The 18,264-nt window shown below is 34.9% G+C and carries 28 protein-coding genes; 2 read left to right on the top strand and 26 right to left on the bottom strand.

Going from position 1 to position 18,264, the window contains the following annotated elements; all coding sequences use genetic code 11:
- Positions 1-148: 148 nt before the first annotated feature.
- The 3 genes from KPF49_RS00665 to KPF49_RS00655 form a co-directional block, all read right to left on the bottom strand.
- Positions 149-1,588 (bottom strand): ATP-binding protein, encoded by a 1,440-nt coding sequence (locus tag KPF49_RS00665; protein WP_183673034.1) that lies wholly within the window; start codon positions 1,586-1,588, stop codon positions 149-151.
- Between the two features lie 626 nt (positions 1,589-2,214).
- Positions 2,215-2,853, bottom strand: a complete 639-nt coding sequence (locus KPF49_RS00660; protein ID WP_183673032.1) for an SdpI family protein — start codon at positions 2,851-2,853, stop codon at positions 2,215-2,217.
- A gap of 19 nt (positions 2,854-2,872) precedes the next feature.
- The gene (locus KPF49_RS00655; protein ID WP_124010217.1) at positions 2,873-3,127 is read right to left on the bottom strand and encodes an autorepressor SdpR family transcription factor; all 255 of its coding nucleotides are present in this window, start codon (positions 3,125-3,127) and stop codon (positions 2,873-2,875) included.
- A 588-nt stretch (positions 3,128-3,715) separates the two neighbouring features.
- On the opposite strand from KPF49_RS00655, the gene KPF49_RS00650 reads away from it, so the two are divergent.
- Together KPF49_RS00650 and KPF49_RS00645 are read left to right on the top strand one after the other, a co-directional pair.
- Positions 3,716-4,096 carry a DUF2268 domain-containing putative Zn-dependent protease gene (locus KPF49_RS00650; protein WP_183673030.1) on the top strand — a complete coding sequence of 127 codons (381 nt, stop codon included), beginning with the start codon at positions 3,716-3,718 and terminating at the stop codon, positions 4,094-4,096.
- Positions 4,097-4,100: 4 nt separating this feature from the next.
- Positions 4,101-5,339: an MFS transporter gene (locus KPF49_RS00645; protein ID WP_246562750.1), complete on the top strand. Its 1,239-nt coding sequence runs from the start codon at positions 4,101-4,103 to the stop codon at positions 5,337-5,339.
- A gap of 281 nt (positions 5,340-5,620) precedes the next feature.
- Here the strand turns inward: KPF49_RS00645 and rpsI are convergent, their stop codons facing one another.
- The 23 genes from rpsI to rplX form a co-directional block, all read right to left on the bottom strand.
- Positions 5,621-6,013 (bottom strand): 30S ribosomal protein S9, encoded by a 393-nt coding sequence (rpsI, locus tag KPF49_RS00640; protein ID WP_183673026.1) that lies wholly within the window; start codon positions 6,011-6,013, stop codon positions 5,621-5,623.
- A gap of 19 nt (positions 6,014-6,032) precedes the next feature.
- Positions 6,033-6,470, bottom strand: coding sequence for a 50S ribosomal protein L13 (rplM, locus tag KPF49_RS00635; protein WP_183673024.1), 438 nt, complete (start codon positions 6,468-6,470; stop codon positions 6,033-6,035).
- A 156-nt stretch (positions 6,471-6,626) separates the two neighbouring features.
- Complete coding sequence (gene truA / locus KPF49_RS00630; RefSeq protein ID WP_246562748.1) at positions 6,627-7,412, bottom strand: tRNA pseudouridine(38-40) synthase TruA; 786 nt, start codon at positions 7,410-7,412, stop codon at positions 6,627-6,629.
- The gene (locus KPF49_RS00625) at positions 7,394-8,191 is read right to left on the bottom strand and encodes an energy-coupling factor transporter transmembrane component T family protein (protein WP_183673022.1); all 798 of its coding nucleotides are present in this window, start codon (positions 8,189-8,191) and stop codon (positions 7,394-7,396) included. The genes truA and KPF49_RS00625 overlap by 19 nt, the downstream gene beginning before the upstream one ends.
- Positions 8,184-9,038, bottom strand: a complete 855-nt coding sequence (locus tag KPF49_RS00620; protein ID WP_183673020.1) for an energy-coupling factor transporter ATPase — start codon at positions 9,036-9,038, stop codon at positions 8,184-8,186. The genes KPF49_RS00625 and KPF49_RS00620 overlap by 8 nt, the downstream gene beginning before the upstream one ends.
- Entirely contained in the window at positions 9,035-9,823 is a 789-nt protein-coding gene (locus tag KPF49_RS00615; protein ID WP_183673018.1) for an energy-coupling factor transporter ATPase, read from the bottom strand. Before KPF49_RS00615 ends, KPF49_RS00620 begins: the two co-directional genes overlap by 4 nt.
- A gap of 134 nt (positions 9,824-9,957) precedes the next feature.
- A complete protein-coding gene (gene rplQ, locus KPF49_RS00610) occupies positions 9,958-10,335 on the bottom strand; it encodes a 50S ribosomal protein L17 (protein ID WP_183673016.1) in 378 nt (125 codons plus the stop codon).
- A 19-nt stretch (positions 10,336-10,354) separates the two neighbouring features.
- Positions 10,355-11,299, bottom strand: a complete 945-nt coding sequence (locus KPF49_RS00605) for a DNA-directed RNA polymerase subunit alpha (protein WP_183673014.1) — start codon at positions 11,297-11,299, stop codon at positions 10,355-10,357.
- 62 nt (positions 11,300-11,361) lie between these two features.
- A complete protein-coding gene (gene rpsK / locus KPF49_RS00600; RefSeq protein WP_183673012.1) occupies positions 11,362-11,757 on the bottom strand; it encodes a 30S ribosomal protein S11 in 396 nt (131 codons plus the stop codon).
- A gap of 27 nt (positions 11,758-11,784) precedes the next feature.
- The gene (rpsM, locus tag KPF49_RS00595) at positions 11,785-12,150 is read right to left on the bottom strand and encodes a 30S ribosomal protein S13 (protein WP_183673010.1); all 366 of its coding nucleotides are present in this window, start codon (positions 12,148-12,150) and stop codon (positions 11,785-11,787) included.
- A 22-nt stretch (positions 12,151-12,172) separates the two neighbouring features.
- A complete protein-coding gene (gene rpmJ / locus KPF49_RS00590) occupies positions 12,173-12,286 on the bottom strand; it encodes a 50S ribosomal protein L36 (protein ID WP_029091518.1) in 114 nt (37 codons plus the stop codon).
- Positions 12,287-12,314: 28 nt separating this feature from the next.
- Entirely contained in the window at positions 12,315-12,533 is a 219-nt protein-coding gene (gene infA, locus KPF49_RS00585) for a translation initiation factor IF-1 (protein WP_183673008.1), read from the bottom strand.
- Positions 12,534-12,642: 109 nt separating this feature from the next.
- Positions 12,643-13,290 carry an adenylate kinase gene (locus KPF49_RS00580; RefSeq protein ID WP_183673006.1) on the bottom strand — a complete coding sequence of 216 codons (648 nt, stop codon included), beginning with the start codon at positions 13,288-13,290 and terminating at the stop codon, positions 12,643-12,645.
- A gap of 29 nt (positions 13,291-13,319) precedes the next feature.
- Complete coding sequence (gene secY, locus KPF49_RS00575; protein WP_183673004.1) at positions 13,320-14,615, bottom strand: preprotein translocase subunit SecY; 1,296 nt, start codon at positions 14,613-14,615, stop codon at positions 13,320-13,322.
- Positions 14,615-15,052, bottom strand: coding sequence for a 50S ribosomal protein L15 (gene rplO, locus KPF49_RS00570; RefSeq protein ID WP_183673002.1), 438 nt, complete (start codon positions 15,050-15,052; stop codon positions 14,615-14,617). Before rplO ends, secY begins: the two co-directional genes overlap by 1 nt.
- A 28-nt stretch (positions 15,053-15,080) precedes the next feature.
- Positions 15,081-15,260, bottom strand: coding sequence for a 50S ribosomal protein L30 (gene rpmD, locus KPF49_RS00565; RefSeq protein WP_183673000.1), 180 nt, complete (start codon positions 15,258-15,260; stop codon positions 15,081-15,083).
- A 15-nt stretch (positions 15,261-15,275) separates the two neighbouring features.
- Positions 15,276-15,779 carry a 30S ribosomal protein S5 gene (gene rpsE, locus KPF49_RS00560; protein ID WP_183672999.1) on the bottom strand — a complete coding sequence of 168 codons (504 nt, stop codon included), beginning with the start codon at positions 15,777-15,779 and terminating at the stop codon, positions 15,276-15,278.
- A 22-nt stretch (positions 15,780-15,801) separates the two neighbouring features.
- Positions 15,802-16,164 (bottom strand): 50S ribosomal protein L18, encoded by a 363-nt coding sequence (rplR, locus tag KPF49_RS00555; RefSeq protein ID WP_183672998.1) that lies wholly within the window; start codon positions 16,162-16,164, stop codon positions 15,802-15,804.
- A gap of 24 nt (positions 16,165-16,188) precedes the next feature.
- Positions 16,189-16,725 carry a 50S ribosomal protein L6 gene (gene rplF / locus KPF49_RS00550; RefSeq protein ID WP_183672997.1) on the bottom strand — a complete coding sequence of 179 codons (537 nt, stop codon included), beginning with the start codon at positions 16,723-16,725 and terminating at the stop codon, positions 16,189-16,191.
- Between the two features lie 21 nt (positions 16,726-16,746).
- Positions 16,747-17,145: a 30S ribosomal protein S8 gene (gene rpsH / locus KPF49_RS00545; protein WP_183672996.1), complete on the bottom strand. Its 399-nt coding sequence runs from the start codon at positions 17,143-17,145 to the stop codon at positions 16,747-16,749.
- 30 nt (positions 17,146-17,175) lie between these two features.
- Positions 17,176-17,361, bottom strand: coding sequence for a type Z 30S ribosomal protein S14 (locus tag KPF49_RS00540; RefSeq protein ID WP_183672995.1), 186 nt, complete (start codon positions 17,359-17,361; stop codon positions 17,176-17,178).
- 15 nt (positions 17,362-17,376) lie between these two features.
- Positions 17,377-17,916, bottom strand: coding sequence for a 50S ribosomal protein L5 (gene rplE, locus KPF49_RS00535; protein ID WP_183672994.1), 540 nt, complete (start codon positions 17,914-17,916; stop codon positions 17,377-17,379).
- 29 nt (positions 17,917-17,945) lie between these two features.
- The gene (rplX, locus tag KPF49_RS00530; RefSeq protein ID WP_183672993.1) at positions 17,946-18,251 is read right to left on the bottom strand and encodes a 50S ribosomal protein L24; all 306 of its coding nucleotides are present in this window, start codon (positions 18,249-18,251) and stop codon (positions 17,946-17,948) included.
- Positions 18,252-18,264 lie beyond the last annotated feature (13 nt).

Below are 18,264 nucleotides of genomic sequence, written 5' to 3'. Positions count from 1 at the left end.
TCCATCGGTTCTACCCTATTTTTTGTAATTTCTTTTGAGTTACTCGAAAATTCCTATATTTACTCGAAAGCTCACAAATGCCTTGATATCACTAGATTCTTATTGTTTTTTAGTGTTTAACTTTTGAATTACTCGAAAGTTTTCCACTTTACTCAAAACCGATTAAATAATATGTTCTCTTCGGATCATTTTTACTTGATCCATGTGTCGATACAATATTCATTTCTTCCAATTCTTTCAATCTTTTTCTAGCCGTAGGAGCAGATCTTTGAATAATACTTGCAATTTTAGATGCTGTTAATTCTCCCTCATTATACAAATGTCTCACAATTAATTCTTGTTGCTCATTTAAACTTTCAAATAATTCAGGTGTTATTATATTACTCACTCGACTCATTTCTCTTTCTTTTCTAGCCACAATGTTATTCTTCAAAGTTAATTGTACCGAACTGTTATTAGGTTCTGAATAAACGGGGTCATCTAGAAAATATTCCTTCATTTCGTCAAAAATACGACCAACACCTTCATTTGATTCTCTCACCCATTTATATTGAGTTAATGCCGCGGCTAATTTTGGATTCCTTGAATATCGTTCTTCTTTAATATTTTCTAAAGTAACAGAAGCAGGTAATGCGCCTGGGCTACTAATTTCTAGTCTGTCGTCAAACATTTTTATTCTTATATGATCACCTTGGTTATCATATCTACGATGTACAATCGCATTTATCATTCCTTCAAACCAAGCAAATTCAGGATATTCTGGTAAGGTTATAAACTTTCCTTCTTTTCCTAAGAAAGTGTATTCTCGTAGTTGTGTATTGATAAAAACTCTTGCTTCCCTAATTGCTATCGGTAAAGCTTTATCAAATGTAATATCTTTTACCACATTAAGTCTTGTTCCAGATTCTTCTTTATTACCTTCATATCTCATAAAACGGATTCTAGCACTAGGTAAATAGACACTAATATTGTTACTAAACAGCAACAAACCGGCAACTGTCAATTTTCCTTCACGCATAAACCCTCTAGCTTTTAATAATTTTTCATCATCTACATTTGTATTAAGTAATTGTTTAAATTCTCTAATTAGCATTTTATCTACATCTTCGATACTAGAATGCTCAACCAGTTCTTCTTCAAAACGGCGTGAACCACGATCATATTCTAAATTTGTAATTTGGTTGTGCGTCAATTTTCTACTTTTATCATTAATTCTTAAATATACTGAGTCATCTTTTAAGGTGATAATGGCATCATAACTAGGTTCAATGTTGAAAACAAGAATTTCATCCATAGTTCCATCGAGTTTCTTCACTTCTATTACTTCATGTTTATATTTAGGTATTCTATACAAATATTCGAAGGGTGCTTCAATATATAGTTCTTTCTTTTTTGCTTTTGTATGATTAAATCCTGAAATCTCACCATTATCTTCAATGCCAATTACAAGTTTTCCACCTTCAGCATTTGCAAATGCACTAATGTGTTGAGCTACATCTTTAGGATTTATAGACGCTCTCTTTCTATCTATAAGCTGTCCTTCAGCCTCAGTTTGCAAAAATTCAATATATCCATCTCTATCAGTCATATTTAAACCTCGCAATCATGCATCTTATTGACTCTATTATATCATCCAATCGTATGTGTCTATCGATTATTAACATCATATAATTTAGTACTCTTTCAACAAGGGTATTAATTAGGTATTAAAATTTATGCTGGCCGGTAGTTTATTACTCATAAAGTGTTACAGATAATTTTATAAGATATAGGTTTATCTATTGATTTTTTCATCAAGTGCTTTGCTATATTGTACAAGTGTGTTTCTCATTGAATAATGGAAGAAACTCCATCTTTTAATTTTAAAATGCATTTAAATCAGTGCTAAAAAGTACATAAATTCATATTAATTTTAATAAATGGACATAGATAAATAAAACAGATAAATGAACTTTTAAATCGACTAAAAATAAACTATTTTTAGAAAAATTAAATAGTCATTATAACGGTCGTTTATTGGAATATAGGGAGACCAGTCATTTAATTCTACATTCTCATGTTTTGAATTTTAAAGATACAGAATTTCTTACTTATATTATTTTGCTTCCACTGGTCATTCTTTAATGTGATCAATGTAGATTAGACCATCAATATGAAGCTAGCCAGCAATTATTTTTGATATGGATGGAACATTTATTTAAATATTTTTAATTATTATTTTTTTCTAAACATTACAAACGAATGTATATGCGGATATAGGACACATATAATAATTGTAATCACTATTAGAGGACGATTGATAACATTCAACATCCCCATCACCAAAAATACTAATCCTATTATCATATATAATTTTCCTGTATTCCTATGGATCTTTATCCAAACATCATCATTGGTAATGGTCCATGGATTTCTTATTCCAACAAACCAGTTTGTTGGAATTTTAGGCAAGTAGTTTCCGACAAACAAAAATATAAAACCTATTGAACAAACAATAATAATCTGGATATTTATATCATATCCCATTGCATTTAATGCCAATAATACACTCACAATATATATTAATACTTCTGTTAAAAATATACTTATAAAATAAAAATTTTTAAAAACTGAATAAGCTGCTCTCTCTGGATCTATTTTAGGTTTAAGAATCCCTAATAAATAAACTATTAACATCAGCGAAACGAAAAATAATCCTGCCAGATATTTATTAGTCCCCCATCTCTCTTCTCCGGAGTATGTGAATTGCATGGGGATATGGTCTGGTAAAAAAGGAAGCGCAAAACCCCAAGTGATAATAGTTACTCCAATCATTATTAAAGAATACTTTGTTTGTTTGACTATATTAGTCATAAAATATCTCCTTCTTTCATTAGTTGCTTAGTTTTATTAGCCAATGTATTAAATCTTCAACTATAGAAGCATGTAACTGATAATATATATATTTTCCGTCTTTTCGAAATCTTACTAAATTCGCGTTTGTCAATATTTTTAAGTGTTGAGATATACTCGCCATACTAACATCGAAATGATCTGCTATTTCGGAAACAGTCATCTCCCCTTCTTTTAACAACATTAATATTTCCCTTCTTGTAGGGTCTGCCATCGCTTTAAACGCATCTTTCAAATACCTCCCCCCCTAACATTTAAGCGTTTACTTAAATATAGAATACAATGATTTCCAGGTCAAATTTTTAGAATAAATCTACTCTTAATTATTTTTAAATTATTATATTTTGACGAATTGTGACGTAAAAATAGTTTGATTTAAGTAGGCCCTAAACATACATATATTATGTATTGATTTGACTGCATGTCACTTTCGATGTTATTTTGCACTGATTTAAGCGATAATTTGCACTCTAGTTAAGAAGCCCAGCTAATCTTTTCACGAAGACAGCTGGGCTTTTAAAGTTAGTTATGCAAAATAACACTTAAGATATATGCAATTTACCGTCAATAATGACACGCCTTTTTATCGTAAGTACTATTTTGTGTGTAAAACGGTCGTTTTATAAACTTGATAATAACATTCATTATTTTGAATTTTTAAGTAAGATACTTACGATTTCATAGCGGTGAATGTAATAGGAAAAGTTGAGAACTATGAATAAATATTTGAAAGTATTTTTAATTTGTTAATATTTCGAGATATTATTAATTCACTAGATATTCATCATTATTGACTTGTGATATATGAAATAGTAGATTGAAAATGATAGCGCTTTTATATTTAAACTCACTTTTATTAGATTATATTATAAACGAAGGATTAGCTGAAAATTATGTAGAGGAAATCTTAGGTAAAGAATATGTTAATCCTTGGGCATTTATGCATCAACGCCAAGAATTTAATAGCTTTATAGAAATATTAAAGAATCCATACATAAATGATAGAAGTAGAATATATTCAATTATGCATGGAAATAAAAAAGAAAATATACCACTTTGGTTAGGGTATAGTTATGGATATAGTTTAGTTAACTTTATAAAAATAAATACCTTAATAAACATAGATGAATTAACTAAGAAAGATAGAAACTTTTTTGATAATTATAATAAAATATTTTTAAAAATTTTAATGAAAGATGGATAAAAATATGGGCAAAAATGAGGTATTTAAACTAATTACAAAAAATAAAAATTATAGGAAACTTTTAATCACAACTATGATTACAGGATTAACACAGTGGGGTGCATTCATTGCAATGCTCGTTCTGATTGGTAATATTACCTCTAGTGGGCTTCAGCTTGGCGTCCTTTGGGCAGTAAGTGGATTATTCCCAATCTTTATGAGTTTCTTGCTCGGCGGTATTATTGATCGCTACGATACTAAAAAAGTATTGTTTATCAGTGAGTTTTTAAAAGTTCCATTTTATTTATTGTTTATTCTTGTACCATTCTTTGAAGGATGGACTGCTTGGATTTTATTCTTTGTAATTCGATTTGTTGTTGGATTATTACAATCAGTTACAACTATTGTGAGACAAACGATTATTCCGGAAATGATGCCAGATGAAGATTTGGTTACTGCGAACTCTTTAAATTTTACACTAACTAGCTTTATACGACTAATTGGTGCTGCCACAGGTGGTTTAGTTGTTTCATTTTTTAGTCTTAATATATTTTGGATAATAACAAGTATCTCATTTGTATATGCTGGATTTGCTATGTTGAACTTAGATATTAAACGTAAAAAAATTTCTAGCAAGGAACGAAATTTTGTAAAAGAAATAAAAGTTGGTCTCCAAGTAGCTAAAAATAATGTCTTTGTTTCTTACGTATTATTATTCGCGCTAACGGGTGGGCTGATCATTGGATCTTTCAACTTAATGATTGAAAGAATGGTGAATGAAGTATATCAAGTTCCTCCATTTGGTCTTAGTGTATTATATATTGCAGAAGGATTAACTTCTGTAATTATCGGCTACTGGATTGCGAATAATAAAATCATGTTTAAGAAAGTTCATAACTATGGTTATATCTATATACTGATGGGATTAACTTGGGCACTGTTTAGTCTGACAAATAACTTGTTTACTGGGTCTCTTATAATGATTGCATTCGCTTTTGTAGGAGGATTTGTAGTACCATTTGAAAGAAATGTGATGCAAATAAAGGTAAATCCTGATTTAAGAGGAAGAGTATTTGGGTTGTGGAATACATGTAGTATGCTTTCAATGCAAGTAGGGGCTTTACTTACAGGTATTATCATTCAATACCTTGGTAATAGATTTGTAACTCCAATCTTATCAATACTAGAAATTTTACTTGGAATTGTATTTTTATTTTATTTTTTAAAAGAGAAAGATAATAATTATGAAAATAAAACGATTTGATGAAAAAGATAAAGGTTTTATATAAGAAATGTCTCAAAGATTTAATGCTTTTGATTTTGTAAATTTTAGAGATATAAAATTCCACAATAAGCAACAAAAATCCATTTCTATAGAGTCTATAAAAACTAACAGACGTAATATATTTATCTTACCAAATCAAAATGAATATTTAGGCTATATAATCATATTAATTTTTAAAGGGGCATTAATATTTTTCTACAACAAAAAAGCACTTCTCGATTTCTCGAGAAGTGCTTTTGTACTTTAATATATAAGAAATATTAACGTTTAGAGAATTGTGGTGCTTTACGAGCTTTCTTAAGACCTGGTTTCATACGCTCTTTCATACGTGGGTCACGTGTTAATAGACCTGCACGTTTTAATTCAGCGCGGTGTTCAGGGTTTGCTTCTAATAATGCACGTGCAATTCCGTGACGGATTGCTTGTGCTTGCCCTGTGAATCCACCACCATTTACGTTTACTAATACATCGTAGTTACCTTCTGTTTCAGTAACTGCGAATGGTTGGTTTAAGTCTAAGATTAAGCTTTCAAATGGAAGGTATTCTCTCATATCACGATTGTTGATCGTTACGTTACCTTCACCTGGTACAAGACGTACACGTGCAACTGATTTCTTACGACGTCCAGTTCCTCTGTATTCTACTTTAGCCAATGTCTTTACCTCCTAATCCTTAACCACGTAACTCGTAGTTTTCAGGTTGTTGTGCCGCATGTGGATGCGTATCGTTTTCGTATACGAATAGTTTGCTTAGTTGTTTGTCACCTAATGAGTTTTTAGGTAGCATACCTTTTACTGAAGTTTCGATTAAACGAACTGGATAAGTGTCTCTTAACTCACCAGCTGTAACTTCTTTAATTCCACCTGGGTGACCAGTGTGTCTGTAGTATACTTTTTGACTTAATTTGTTTCCTGTTAATTCAACTTTACCAGCGTTGATGATGATCACGTAGTCACCAGTGTCAACGTGTGGCGTGTATGTTGGTTTATGTTTACCACGTAAGATTGATGCAACTTCTGTTGAAAGACGACCTAAAGTTTGTCCTTCAGCATCAATTACGTACCATTTACGCTCAATGTTTGACTCGTTAGCCATAAATGTTTGACGCATTGTTTTTGCCCTCCAAAATAAAAAAAGTTTCTAAAGTTAAGTTTTAATTGTTCGTGTTATATCTTACAAAAGATAAGTTCCGGGGCTTATCAGTGTGTGATATAAATTTATACCGTTAGTAATTATAACCTACTTTAACTCTTAAAGTCAACGATATCACGTGTTTTCTTTTAAATAATCTCGTTGTTGTTGTTCTGTTAAAAATATACGCTCTAAATATAATCCACCCGCAGGTGCAACTTTAGGATTTTGTGTACGATCTTTGTTACTAATATTTTCTTTTGTAGATTCTGGATTTCTATTTCCTTTACCAACCTCAAGTAAGTACTGAACGATGATTCTCACCATATTGTATAGGAATCCAGAGCCCATAATTACAACTTCTATTCCGTTTGTTGTTTCGATTATATCTAGTTTATATATGTGTCTCACTTTGTTTTCAATGACCGTTTTTGCACTCGAAAAACTCGTAAAGTCATGTGTGCCGATAAAATACTCTGCCGCTTCACGCATTCTTTCAACGTTTAATTCATCTTTTACATGTGTTTCTAGGCCATACTTAAATGGAGTCGGATTCCCGAAATACATTTTGTACCGGTATACTTTTCCTTTTGAGTGATACCTTACATGATAGTCTGAATCGATTTCTTTTGACTCTATAATCCGAACATCACCTGGGAGTTTATTGTTTAATATAAACGCCCATTTTTCCGGCTCGATATCGAGTGTCGTGTCAAAGTGTGCGTATTGTTCAAAAGCGTGAACGTGCTTGTCCGTACGTGACGCTGGGTGAATTCTTATAAATTCACGATGTATAGATTTTAATGCACGTTCAATTTGCCCTTGAACTGTACGGCCATTATGTTGGTACTGCCAACCATCAAATTCTTTACCGTTATACGTAATTTTTAATAATATTCTTGTCATGTTCTTAACATCCATAATAACACTCCGAAAATGACTAATATAATTAACGCAATTGTATCTCTTCGGTGCCATATAAGTAACCTGTAATGCGTACGTCCTTCGTCTCCTTTATAGCCCCTTACTTCCATCGCTACTGCCATATCTTCAGCTCTTTGAAACGCAGAGATAAAAAGCGGTATAACGATTGGAATGAGTGCTTTAATTCTATTCTTTACAGGCCCTGTCATAAATGTCGATCCTCTTGATGATTGTGCTTTAATTATTTTATCGGTCTCATCCATTAACGTCGGGATGAATCTTAAACTAATCGACGTCATCATCGCGATTTCATGGACAGGTACTTTAAACACTTTTAACGGTGAGGCTAACTTTTCTAATGCATCAGTTAAAGAGATTGGACTTGTTGTCAGTGTCATAATTGTTGTAATCACGACGAGCATAATGAGTCTCGTTGAAATGTATAATCCTTTAATGACCCCTTCAAGCTCAATTGTAAATATTTTCGCATCGACAAGTACTGGTCCACCTTTTGTTAAAAATAGATGCATTAAAAATGTAAAGACGAGTAGTACGAGTATAATTTTTAGCCCGTTTAATACGAACATAACACCGAGCTTTGCGAGCTTTAAAATGACGAGTACAAACCCAATTAAAAGTAAGTACGTCACTAAATTATTCGCAAAAAACACGATGACCATAAATAGCGCTGTTGCAATAAGTTTTGCCCTTGCGTCTAGTCTATGAATAATACTATCTCCAGGGATATACCTACCAAGAAGCATTGAATCAAACATCAAATACCCCCTTATACGTAGATATAAATGACTGGATATTACGCGGCATTTCGTCTAACTGATATCCTTTTTGTCGTAAATCATGAACTAAACGCACCACGTTCGGCACTTCAAGTTGATAATCTTTTAAAAGTGTTTCATCTTGCAAGAGTTCATGCGTATCTCCTTCTACTGCGAGCGTTCCTTTTGAAAGGATTTTAACCTCATCCGTATAATTAAAGACATCATTCATATCGTGTGTCACGAGTATAATTGTAATACCAAGCGTTTCATGAATCGATTTAAATAAATCCATCGTTTCTATATGACTGAGTGGATCTAACCCTGCGGTTGGTTCGTCTAATATAAGTACGTCAGGCTCCATCGCTAATATACCAGCGAGTGCGATTTTACGCATCTGTCCACCCGATAAATCAAACGGCGACTCATCAAATAATGACTCATCGACATTTAAACGCTTTAAATAATACTTTGAAATCTCTTCAGCTTCTTCTTTAGATTTACCCATATTAATTGGTCCAAACGTCACATCTTTTAAGACCGTCTCGTCAAATAACTGGTGTTCTGGAAACTGAAACACAATCCCAACACGACCTTTGACGCGGTGAATTACTTTTTGTTTAGTCTTAGGCAAGAGAGTATCATCTCCAACCTTAACTTCTCCAGTCGTTGGCAAAATAAGCCCATTTAATAATTGAACGAGTGTTGATTTCCCACTACCTGTGTGACCGATCACCCCGTAAAACTTTCCTTCATTAAACTCTGTAGATATATCTTTTAGTGCTGTAAATTCAAATGGTGTCTTTTTTTGATACACGACCGACACATTGTTTAAATGAATATTCATAGACGTTTCACCAACTCTTCATAAGACATATACTCTCCTTGCATTAACGCTTCAGAAAGTTCGATGTTAAACGGCAATACGAGATTACTCTCTTTTAAAACATCTGTATCTTCGTATATCTCGTATACTTTCCCTTCACTCGCAATTTCACCTTTATTCATAACATACGCATAGTCACTATCTTCAATCTCTGTTAAGTCGTGAGTAATATATATAATTGTTGTATCTCGTTTTTTATGTATTTCTTTTAAAAGTGATAAAATATCTCTTCTTCCAATTGGATCTAACATAGATGTCGATTCATCCATAATTAAAACGTCAGGGTTAGTCACAAGGGCACCAGCAATCGCAACACGCTGCTTTTGACCCCCTGAGAGTCTGTGTGGTTCGTGTGTTCTAAATTCCCACATACCAACTTCTTTTAAAGCAAGTTCAACTTTTTCTTTCATTGTTTCATGTGGAACACCACGGTTTTCTAATCCAAACGCTACATCATCTTCTACCGTTGCCCCAACAAACTGGTTGTCTGGATTTTGAAAAACGATTGAAAACTTATCGCGAATCGTCTGGTAGTTTTCTTCAGTCACCTTTTCACCATCAATATAAACTTCTCCCTCAGTCGGCGTTAAAATACCCATGATGATTTTAACTAACGTACTTTTCCCTGAACCGTTGTGTCCAATAATTGAAACAAATTCTGATTTTTTAAAGTCGATAGAAATATGATTTAGTGCATATCGACTACTCTGACTATATTTGTACGAAATGTTTTTAAGTAAAATCATATTTCCACCTCTTTAAAATATTAAAAAAAGCGCGTACCCTGCAAAAGAGTCGCGCAATTCATTGTTTTGCAGGATACTTAAGAGCTAGACAGAAATGAATCTATCATAACACTCATACTGCTTTATAAGAGAGATTAAGCACCCTCAACAAATTCAATAATTACTTGTTCTGCACCGTCTCCACGACGCTGACCAAGCTTTTTAATGCTTGTGTATCCACCTTGACGTTCTTCAAAACGTGGTGCGATATCATCAAATAATTTTTGTAATGCAGTTGTAGTTGAACCATCTTCGTTAACTAAAGTTACGTTTTGTACAGTTTGAGCTGCACGACGTCTAGAAGCTAAATCACCGCGCTTACCTAAAGTAACTAGGCGATCCACAACTTTACGTAACTCTTTAGCACGCTTTTCAGTAGTCGTAATACGTTCTTCAACGATTAATGATGTTGCAAGATTTCTAAGCATAGCTTTTCTGTGTGCCGACTCACGGCCGAGTTTTCTGTAAGCCATTCTTCTACCTCCTCTTTAATTAATCATCTTGGCGTAATTCTAAACCAAGGTCATTTAATTTATTTTTAACTTCATCTAGAGACTTACGTCCTAGGTTACGTACTTTCATCATGTCTGATTCTGTTTTTTCAGTTAACTCTTGAACTGTGTTAATACCTGCACGTTTTAAGCAGTTATATGAACGTACTGATAAATCAAGTTCTTCAATTGACATTTCAAGTACTTTTTCTTTTTGGTCTTCTTCTTTTTCCACCATAATTTCAGCATTTTGCGCTTCATCTGTTAAGTTTACAAAGATATTTAAGTGTTCAGTTAAGATTTTAGCACCAAGAGAAATAGATTCAAGTGGTGTAATAGATCCGTCTGTCCAAACATCTAATGTTAACTTATCGAAGTTCGCATTTTGACCGACACGTGTATTTTCTACTGTGTAGTTTACACGCTCTACTGGTGTGTAAATAGAGTCTACTGGAATTACTCCGATTGGTAGGTCGCTACTATTATTCGCCTCAGATAATGCATATCCGCGTCCGCGTCCTGCAATCATACGTACTTTTATACTTCCACCTTTAGCAACTGTTGCAATTTTTAAATCTGGATTTAAAATCTCAACGTCACTATCGTGTGTAATATCTGCAGCTGTTACAACACCTTCGTCTGTAACATCAATTTCTAACGTTTTGTCCTCTTCTGAATAGATCTTTAACGCTAAGCTTTTAATGTTTGTAATAATTGTTGTAACATCTTCGATGACGTTCTCAATTGTTGAGAATTCATGCAGTACGTTTTCGAATTCGACTGTTTTTACTGCCGCACCAGGTAAAGATGATAAAAGAATGCGACGTAAGGAGTTCCCAAGCGTTGTTCCATAACCTCTTTCTAGAGGTTCTACAACAAACTTACCAAACTTAGAATCTTCCGATAGTTCTACTGTTTCAATTCTAGGTTTTTCGATTTCAATCATTGTTTACTTTTTCCTCCCTATAACCGCCGTTAATTTGAGCAATGTGTTTTTATCATCGTTAATTATACACGACGACGTTTCGGTGGACGACAACCGTTGTGTGGAACTGGAGTTACGTCTTTAATAGATGTAATCTCTAATCCAGCTGATTGTAATGCACGAATTGCTGATTCGCGTCCTGCACCAGGTCCTTTTACTGTAACTTCTACAGTTTTAAGACCGTGTTCCATTGCTGCTTTAGAAGCAGTTTCAGAAGCCATTTGTGCTGCAAATGGAGTAGATTTCTTAGAACCTTTAAATCCTAATGCACCAGCAGATGACCATGAAAGTGCGTTTCCGAAATCATCAGTGATCGTTACAATTGTGTTGTTGAAAGTTGAACGAATGTGCGCAACTCCTGATTCAACATTTTTTTTCACTCTACGTTTACGTGATGTACGTGCTTGATTACGAGCCATTTATAATACTCCTCCCTTACTTATTAATTACTTCTTCTTGTTCGCGATTGTTTTCTTAGGACCTTTACGCGTTCTTGCGTTGTTTTTAGTCTTTTGTCCACGAACTGGTAATCCACGACGGTGACGCATACCTCTGTATGATGCGATTTCTAATAAACGTTTAACGTCTAAGTTTTCGTCACGACGTAAGTCACCTTCAAGTTTGTAATTGTCTACAACTTCACGAATTTTTGTTAGTTCATCATCTGTTAGATCTTGAACACGTGTATCTTCGCTTACTCCAGCTTTTGAAAGAATTTCAGCTGCTCTAGATTTACCGATACCGTAAATATACGTTAATGAAATTACTACACGTTTGTCACGTGGAATGTCAACTCCTGCAATACGAGCCATTGATTTACACCTCCGTTAATTATTATCCTTGTCTTTGTTTATGCTTAGGATTTTCACAAATTACCATTACTTTACCTTTACGACGAATAACTTTACATTTTTCGCAGATTGGTTTTACTGATGGTCTTACTTTCATTTTGTTACCTCCTTAATAATTGGAGTCCTTATTTAAAACGATAAGTGATTCTTCCTTTAGTTAAGTCATATGGTGACATTTCAACTGTTACTTTATCTCCAGGAAGGATTCGAATATAGTTCATACGAATTTTACCAGATACATGAGCTGTAATCTCATGACCATTTTCTAGTTCTACTTTGAACTGTGCGTTCGGTAATGTTTCTTTTACAATACCTTCTAACTCAATAACGCCTTCTTTACTCACTTTATATTCCTCCTTTACAGTTTAAACTCTTTCTTTTAGCTTGTCTTCAGGTGAAACCACTTATATTTAAGGACCATTGCTATATTCACCTAAAGACTTAAGGTGAATATTAAAGTGTTTCAAGAATTTTATCGACGTCAGCAAAAACTTCGTCGATATCTCTTGCACCATCTACTTTAGATAGAATTCCTTGATTTTCGTAGAATTCAAGTAGAGGTTTTGTTTTTTTAATGTTTACATCTAGTCTATTTTGAACCGTTTCTGGGTTGTCATCTTCACGTTGGTATAGTTTACCGCCATCGAGATCACAAACACCATCTTTTTTCGGCGGGTTAAACACTAAGTGATACGCCGTACCGCATACTTCACAGATACGACGACCTGTGAGTCGGTTCATAAGTTCCTCTTCAGGAACATCGATATATAGTGTAGAGTCTATTTGACTACCAAGTTCTGCCATAATATCGTTTAATGCTTCTGCTTGAGCGACAGTTCTTGGGAAACCATCTAGTAAGAAGCCGTCTTTAGCATCACTTTCAGCTAGTCTTTCTTTAACGATTCCAATTGTTACTTCATCTGGTACGAGTTCACCACGGTCCATATAAGCTTGCGCTTCTTTACCGAGTTCAGTTTCGTTTTTAATCGCTAAACGGAACATATCGCCAGTTGAAATATGTGGAATCGGGTATTTTTTAATGATTTCTGTCGCCTGTGTTCCTTTACCTGCTCCAGGCAATCCCATGATTACGATGTTCATGAATATCCTCCTACTAATCCTCTTACGTTTTACTTATTGCGTCTAAATCCTCTGTACTCTCTTTGTCCTGCCTGAGCTTCGAGTTGTTTCATTGTTTCTAGCGCAACCCCGATAACGATGAGTAGGCTTGTACCACCAATCTGAATTGTTTGTGGTAAATCCATTAATCTTGTTAGCAGTATTGGTAATACAGCAATAAATGCTAAGAATATAGATCCAACAAATACTAAACGATATAGTACGTTCGTGATATATTCTTCTGTATTTTTACCTGGACGAATTCCAGGAATGTAACTGCCTTGGTTTTTAAGGTTATCTGCCATCTTTTCTGGGTTAACTTGTACAAATGCGTAGAAGTACGCAAACAGTATAATCAGAATAATATACAATACCATACCGATATTTGAAGCTGGATTTGCAGCTTCTGCAAATTTAATTGCCCAAGCTTGATCTTGGAAAAACAGCGATATAGATTGCGGTAGCATTAAGAATGCCATAGCAAAGATAACTGGGATAACTCCTGCAGGGTTAACTTTTAATGGTAAGAATGTCGCTTGAGGTGCAAGCATTGCTTGACGACCTCTACCTCTAGCATACTGAATCGGAATTTTACGAATCGCTTGTAATACGTAAACCGCAAATGCTACTAGAAGTAATAAACCTACGACCATTCCAACAACTGTCAACACAGCCATCGTAGTGTCTTGTGCGCCAACAAATTGCTGTTCATAGAACTGAATTAATGAACTTGGTAATGCTCCTAAAATACCAGCAAAGATAATTATAGAAATACCATTACCTACACCGTGTTCAGTAATTTGTTCACCAAGCCATAATAAGAACGCTGTACCTGTCGTTAATACAATTGCAATGATTAAATATGAACCAATTGAATTGTCCTCGATTAACGTTCCTCCAAGCATTTGGTTAAAAGCAAATGACATACCAATAGACTGAATGAACGCTAGAATTATCGTAAAGTAACGCGTAAATTGCGCAATTTTACGTCTTCCAACTTCACCTTGACGTGACCATTCAGCGAATTTAGGTACTACATCCATTTGTAATAATTGCGTAACGATTGACGCAGTGATGTAGGGCATTATCCCCATTGCAAAAATAGAGAAGTTTTTAAGTGCCCCACCACCGAAAGTGTTCATGACGTCAAGTACGCCGCCTTCTGCTTGTGCGTCAAAGACGCTAGGATCAACACCAGGAACTGGTATATAAGTACCTATCTTAAATATAACGAGCATCGCTAGTGTGAACAGAATTTTATGGCGAATCTCTTTAATTTTAAAGAAATTCTGAACATTGCTGATCATTAGATCACCTCTACAGTACCGCCTTGTGCTTCAATCGCTTCTTTAGCAGCTTGTGAAAACTTATTCGCTTGTACTGTAAGTTTAACATTAAGTTCACCTGAACCAAGTACTTTAACTGCTGCGTTCTTTCTAACTAACCCAGACTCAAATAATACCTCAGGCGTTACTACAGTTCCAGCTTCAAACTTATTTAAATCGCTAATGTTAACGATCGAATAACTTTTACGGTTGATATTTGTGAAACCACGTTTAGGAATAGCTCGGAATAATGGTAATTGACCACCTTCGAATACTAAACCTACGCCACCACCTGTACGAGCGTTTTGACCTTTATGTCCACGTCCTGAAGTTTTACCGTGCCCTGATGACATACCACGACCAACACGTTTACGTGATTTACGCGCGCCTTCAACTGGTTTAAGTTCGTGTAATTTCATTGTCGCACCTCCTATTTTAAATTGCTAATTAAATCTCTTCTACTTTTACTAAGTGTTTTACTTTGTCTACTTGTCCTCTTAATTGAGCAGTATCTTCAAGCTCGATTGAAGAATTAATTTTCTTTAGACCGAGTGAAGCCACTGTCTTCTTTTGTGTTTCCGGTCTACCGATAACACTTCTTACGAGGGTAACTTTAACTTTTGCCATCTTGGAAACTCCCCCTTAATTTAAGATTTCTTCTACAGTTTTTCCACGCAGTCTAGCTACTTCGTTAACGTCTTTAAGTTCTTCTAAACCTGTCATAGTAGCACGCACTACGTTAATTGGAGTACTTGCGCCAATAGATTTACTTAACACGTCAGTAACACCTGCTAACTCTAATACCGCACGTACTGGACCACCTGCGATAACCCCTGTACCAGGAGCAGCTGGTTTCATAAATACGTGACCTGAGCTAAAGCGTCCGTTAATTTCATGTGGAATAGTTCCATCAACGATTGGAACTTGGATAAGGTCTTTCTTAGCAGCCTCGATTGCTTTTTTGATTGCTTCTGGCACCTCTTGTGCTTTACCTTGACCAAATCCTACTCGACCATTTCTGTCTCCTACTACTACTAAAGCAGAGAAACGGAAACGTCTACCACCTTTAACTACTTTCGCAATACGATTAATCGTTACTACGCGTTCTTCAAATTCTTGTTTTTCATCTCTACGATTACGAGCCATTTTCTTAATTCGCCTCCTTCAATTAGAATTTTAGTCCGTTTTCACGTGCAGCGTCTGCTAATGCAGCAACACGTCCGTGGTAAAGGTATCCACCGCGGTCGAATACTACTGTTTCAACACCTGCATCTTTTGCACGTTCAGCAATTAATTTACCAACTTCACCAGCAGCTTCTTTGTTAGATCCAAGTTCACCTTTGAACTCTTTGTCTTGTGTTGAAGCACTTGCTAATGTTTTATGGTTCACATCATCGATAATTTGAGCGTAAATATTTTTATTTGAGCGGTATACATTTAAACGTGGTCTTTCAGGAGTTCCTGAAATGTTTTTACGTACACGTAAGTGTCTTTTACGACGTACCGCATTTTTATCGATCTTAGAAATCATTTATGTTCCTCCTCACTTTTTTAATTATTTACCAGTTTTACCTTCTTTACGACGTACGTATTCGTCTTTGTAACGAATCCCTTTACCTTTATAAGGTTCAGGTGGACGTACAGCACGAATGTTAGAAGCTAATGCTCCAACTTCTTCTTTGTTGATACCTTCAATCTTAAGGTTAGTGTTACCATCAACAGCGATTGATAAAGTATCTGTAGATTCGAATTCAACTGGGTGAGAAAGTCCGACGTTTAATACAAGTTTGTTACCTTGCATTTGTGCACGGTAACCAACACCGATTAACTCTAATTCTTTAGTGAATCCTTCTGACACACCTTGAATCATGTTGTTTAATAAAGAACGTGTTGTACCATGAATCGAACGCATCGGGATTGAGTCGTTAGGACGCTCAACTACGATCGTGTTTTCTTCAATTTTATAGTTTAAGTCTGCATTTAAAGTTCTTGTAAGCTCCCCTTTTGGACCTTTAACTGTAAATGTAGTGCCATCAACGTCTACTGTAACGTTTGATGGGATTTCAATAATACGGTTACCAATACGGCTCATTTTTGCACCTCCTATTATTTATTACCAAACGTATGCGAGTACTTCTCCGCCAACGTTTTTATTACGAGCTTCTTTATCTGTAAGTACACCTTCAGATGTTGAGATTAAAGCAACACCTAAACCGTTAAGTACTTTTGGTAGTTCATCTTTCTTTGCGTAAACGCGAAGTCCTGGTTTTGAGATTCTCTTAAGACCAGTGATAACTCTTTCGTCGTTTTGACCATATTTTAAGAACACACGGATGATGTTTTGTTTGTCATCCTCCACATATTCAACATTTTTGATGAAACCTTCGTTTTTAAGAATTTCAGCGATATCTCTTTTGATATTTGATGCTGGAATTTCTAATGATTCATGTTTAACGATATTCGCATTTCTAATGCGCGTTAGCATATCTGCAATTGGATCTGATACTGTCATTTAATATGCCTCCCTTCAAATTATATGGAATTACCAGCTTGCTTTTTTAACGCCTGGAATTTGACCTTTATATGCGAGTTCACGGAAACAGATACGGCAAAGTTTAAATTTGCGAAGTACTGAGTGTGGACGTCCACATCTTTCACAACGTGTATATTCTCTTACTTTGAATTTTTGCGGTTTTTGTTGTTTCGCAATCATTGATTTTTTAGCCATGAATATGCCTCCTTTTTACTTTTTGAATGGCATACCAAATTGTGTTAACAGTTCACGAGCCTCTTCGTCTGTGTTTGCTGTTGTAACAATAACGATATCCATACCTCTAACTTTTGTCACTTTATCGTAGTCGATTTCTGGGAAGATAATTTGTTCTTTAACACCTAGTGTGTAGTTCCCACGACCATCAAATGCTTTTTTAGATACACCTCTGAAGTCTCTTACACGTGGTAATGAAACTGAGATTAATTTATCTAAGAAGTCATACATTCTGTCGCCACGTAAAGTTACTTTTGCACCAATTGGCATACCTTCACGTAAACGGAATGTTGCTACTGATTTTTTAGCTTTTGTAATTTGTGGTTTTTGACCTGTAATTGCTGTAAGTTCTTCAACAGCATTATCAAGTACTTTAGCGTTTTGTACAGCTTCACCAACACCCATGTTAATTACGATTTTTTCGATTTTAGGTGCTTGCATTACAGAGCTGTAATCAAACTTTTTAACGAGTTCATCTTTAATTGTCTCGTTATATTTATCTTTTAAACGAATCACGAAATGTGTCCTCCTTCCGAATTACCTAATTAAATTTCTTTACCTGATTTAACAGCTACTCTAATTTTCTTTCCGTCTTTTTCTTCATAACGGACTCTAGTGCGTTCACCTGAATCAGGATCAACGTGCATAACGTTAGAAACGTGAATTGCTGCTTCTGTTTCTAAGATCCCTCCGTCTGGGTTAAGTTGAGAAGGTTTTTGGTGTTTTTTAACCATGTTAACTCCTTCAACTACCACACGTTCTTCTCTAGGGATAGCTCTTAAAACAGTTCCCTCTTTACCTTTGTCTTTACCGCTGATAACTACTACTTTATCGCCTGTTTTTACGTGCATCGTCTTATCGCAC

It is taken from the genome of Nosocomiicoccus ampullae (assembly GCF_019357495.1).
Taxonomy (GTDB): domain Bacteria; phylum Bacillota; class Bacilli; order Staphylococcales; family Salinicoccaceae; genus Nosocomiicoccus; species Nosocomiicoccus ampullae.
Note: the sequence above shows the minus strand (reverse complement) of the source record. Positions and strands in the feature narration are given on the sequence as shown.

Excerpts from the sequence above, each read along its gene's own strand:
- KPF49_RS00665 (WP_183673034.1), bottom strand. The coding sequence starts at position 1,588 with ATGACTGATAGAGATGGATATATTGAATTTTTGCAAACTGAGGCTGAA.
- KPF49_RS00660 (WP_183673032.1), bottom strand. The coding sequence starts at position 2,853 with ATGACTAATATAGTCAAACAAACAAAGTATTCTTTAATAATGATTGGA.
- KPF49_RS00650 (WP_183673030.1), top strand. The coding sequence starts at position 3,716 with ATGATAGCGCTTTTATATTTAAACTCACTTTTATTAGATTATATTATA.
- KPF49_RS00645 (WP_246562750.1), top strand. The coding sequence starts at position 4,101 with ATGGGCAAAAATGAGGTATTTAAACTAATTACAAAAAATAAAAATTAT.
- rplM (WP_183673024.1), bottom strand. The coding sequence starts at position 6,470 with ATGCGTCAAACATTTATGGCTAACGAGTCAAACATTGAGCGTAAATGG.
- truA (WP_246562748.1), bottom strand. The coding sequence starts at position 7,412 with ATGGATGTTAAGAACATGACAAGAATATTATTAAAAATTACGTATAAC.
- KPF49_RS00625 (WP_183673022.1), bottom strand. The coding sequence starts at position 8,191 with ATGTTTGATTCAATGCTTCTTGGTAGGTATATCCCTGGAGATAGTATT.
- KPF49_RS00620 (WP_183673020.1), bottom strand. The coding sequence starts at position 9,038 with ATGAATATTCATTTAAACAATGTGTCGGTCGTGTATCAAAAAAAGACA.
- KPF49_RS00615 (WP_183673018.1), bottom strand. The coding sequence starts at position 9,823 with ATGATTTTACTTAAAAACATTTCGTACAAATATAGTCAGAGTAGTCGA.
- rplQ (WP_183673016.1), bottom strand. The coding sequence starts at position 10,335 with ATGGCTTACAGAAAACTCGGCCGTGAGTCGGCACACAGAAAAGCTATG.
- KPF49_RS00605 (WP_183673014.1), bottom strand. The coding sequence starts at position 11,299 with ATGATTGAAATCGAAAAACCTAGAATTGAAACAGTAGAACTATCGGAA.
- rpsK (WP_183673012.1), bottom strand. The coding sequence starts at position 11,757 with ATGGCTCGTAATCAAGCACGTACATCACGTAAACGTAGAGTGAAAAAA.
- rpsM (WP_183673010.1), bottom strand. The coding sequence starts at position 12,150 with ATGGCTCGTATTGCAGGAGTTGACATTCCACGTGACAAACGTGTAGTA.
- rpmJ (WP_029091518.1), bottom strand. The coding sequence starts at position 12,286 with ATGAAAGTAAGACCATCAGTAAAACCAATCTGCGAAAAATGTAAAGTT.
- KPF49_RS00580 (WP_183673006.1), bottom strand. The coding sequence starts at position 13,290 with ATGAACATCGTAATCATGGGATTGCCTGGAGCAGGTAAAGGAACACAG.
- secY (WP_183673004.1), bottom strand. The coding sequence starts at position 14,615 with ATGATCAGCAATGTTCAGAATTTCTTTAAAATTAAAGAGATTCGCCAT.
- rplO (WP_183673002.1), bottom strand. The coding sequence starts at position 15,052 with ATGAAATTACACGAACTTAAACCAGTTGAAGGCGCGCGTAAATCACGT.
- rpmD (WP_183673000.1), bottom strand. The coding sequence starts at position 15,260 with ATGGCAAAAGTTAAAGTTACCCTCGTAAGAAGTGTTATCGGTAGACCG.
- rpsE (WP_183672999.1), bottom strand. The coding sequence starts at position 15,779 with ATGGCTCGTAATCGTAGAGATGAAAAACAAGAATTTGAAGAACGCGTA.
- rplR (WP_183672998.1), bottom strand. The coding sequence starts at position 16,164 with ATGATTTCTAAGATCGATAAAAATGCGGTACGTCGTAAAAGACACTTA.
- rplF (WP_183672997.1), bottom strand. The coding sequence starts at position 16,725 with ATGAGCCGTATTGGTAACCGTATTATTGAAATCCCATCAAACGTTACA.
- rpsH (WP_183672996.1), bottom strand. The coding sequence starts at position 17,145 with ATGACAGTATCAGATCCAATTGCAGATATGCTAACGCGCATTAGAAAT.
- KPF49_RS00540 (WP_183672995.1), bottom strand. The coding sequence starts at position 17,361 with ATGGCTAAAAAATCAATGATTGCGAAACAACAAAAACCGCAAAAATTC.
- rplX (WP_183672993.1), bottom strand. The coding sequence starts at position 18,251 with ATGCACGTAAAAACAGGCGATAAAGTAGTAGTTATCAGCGGTAAAGAC.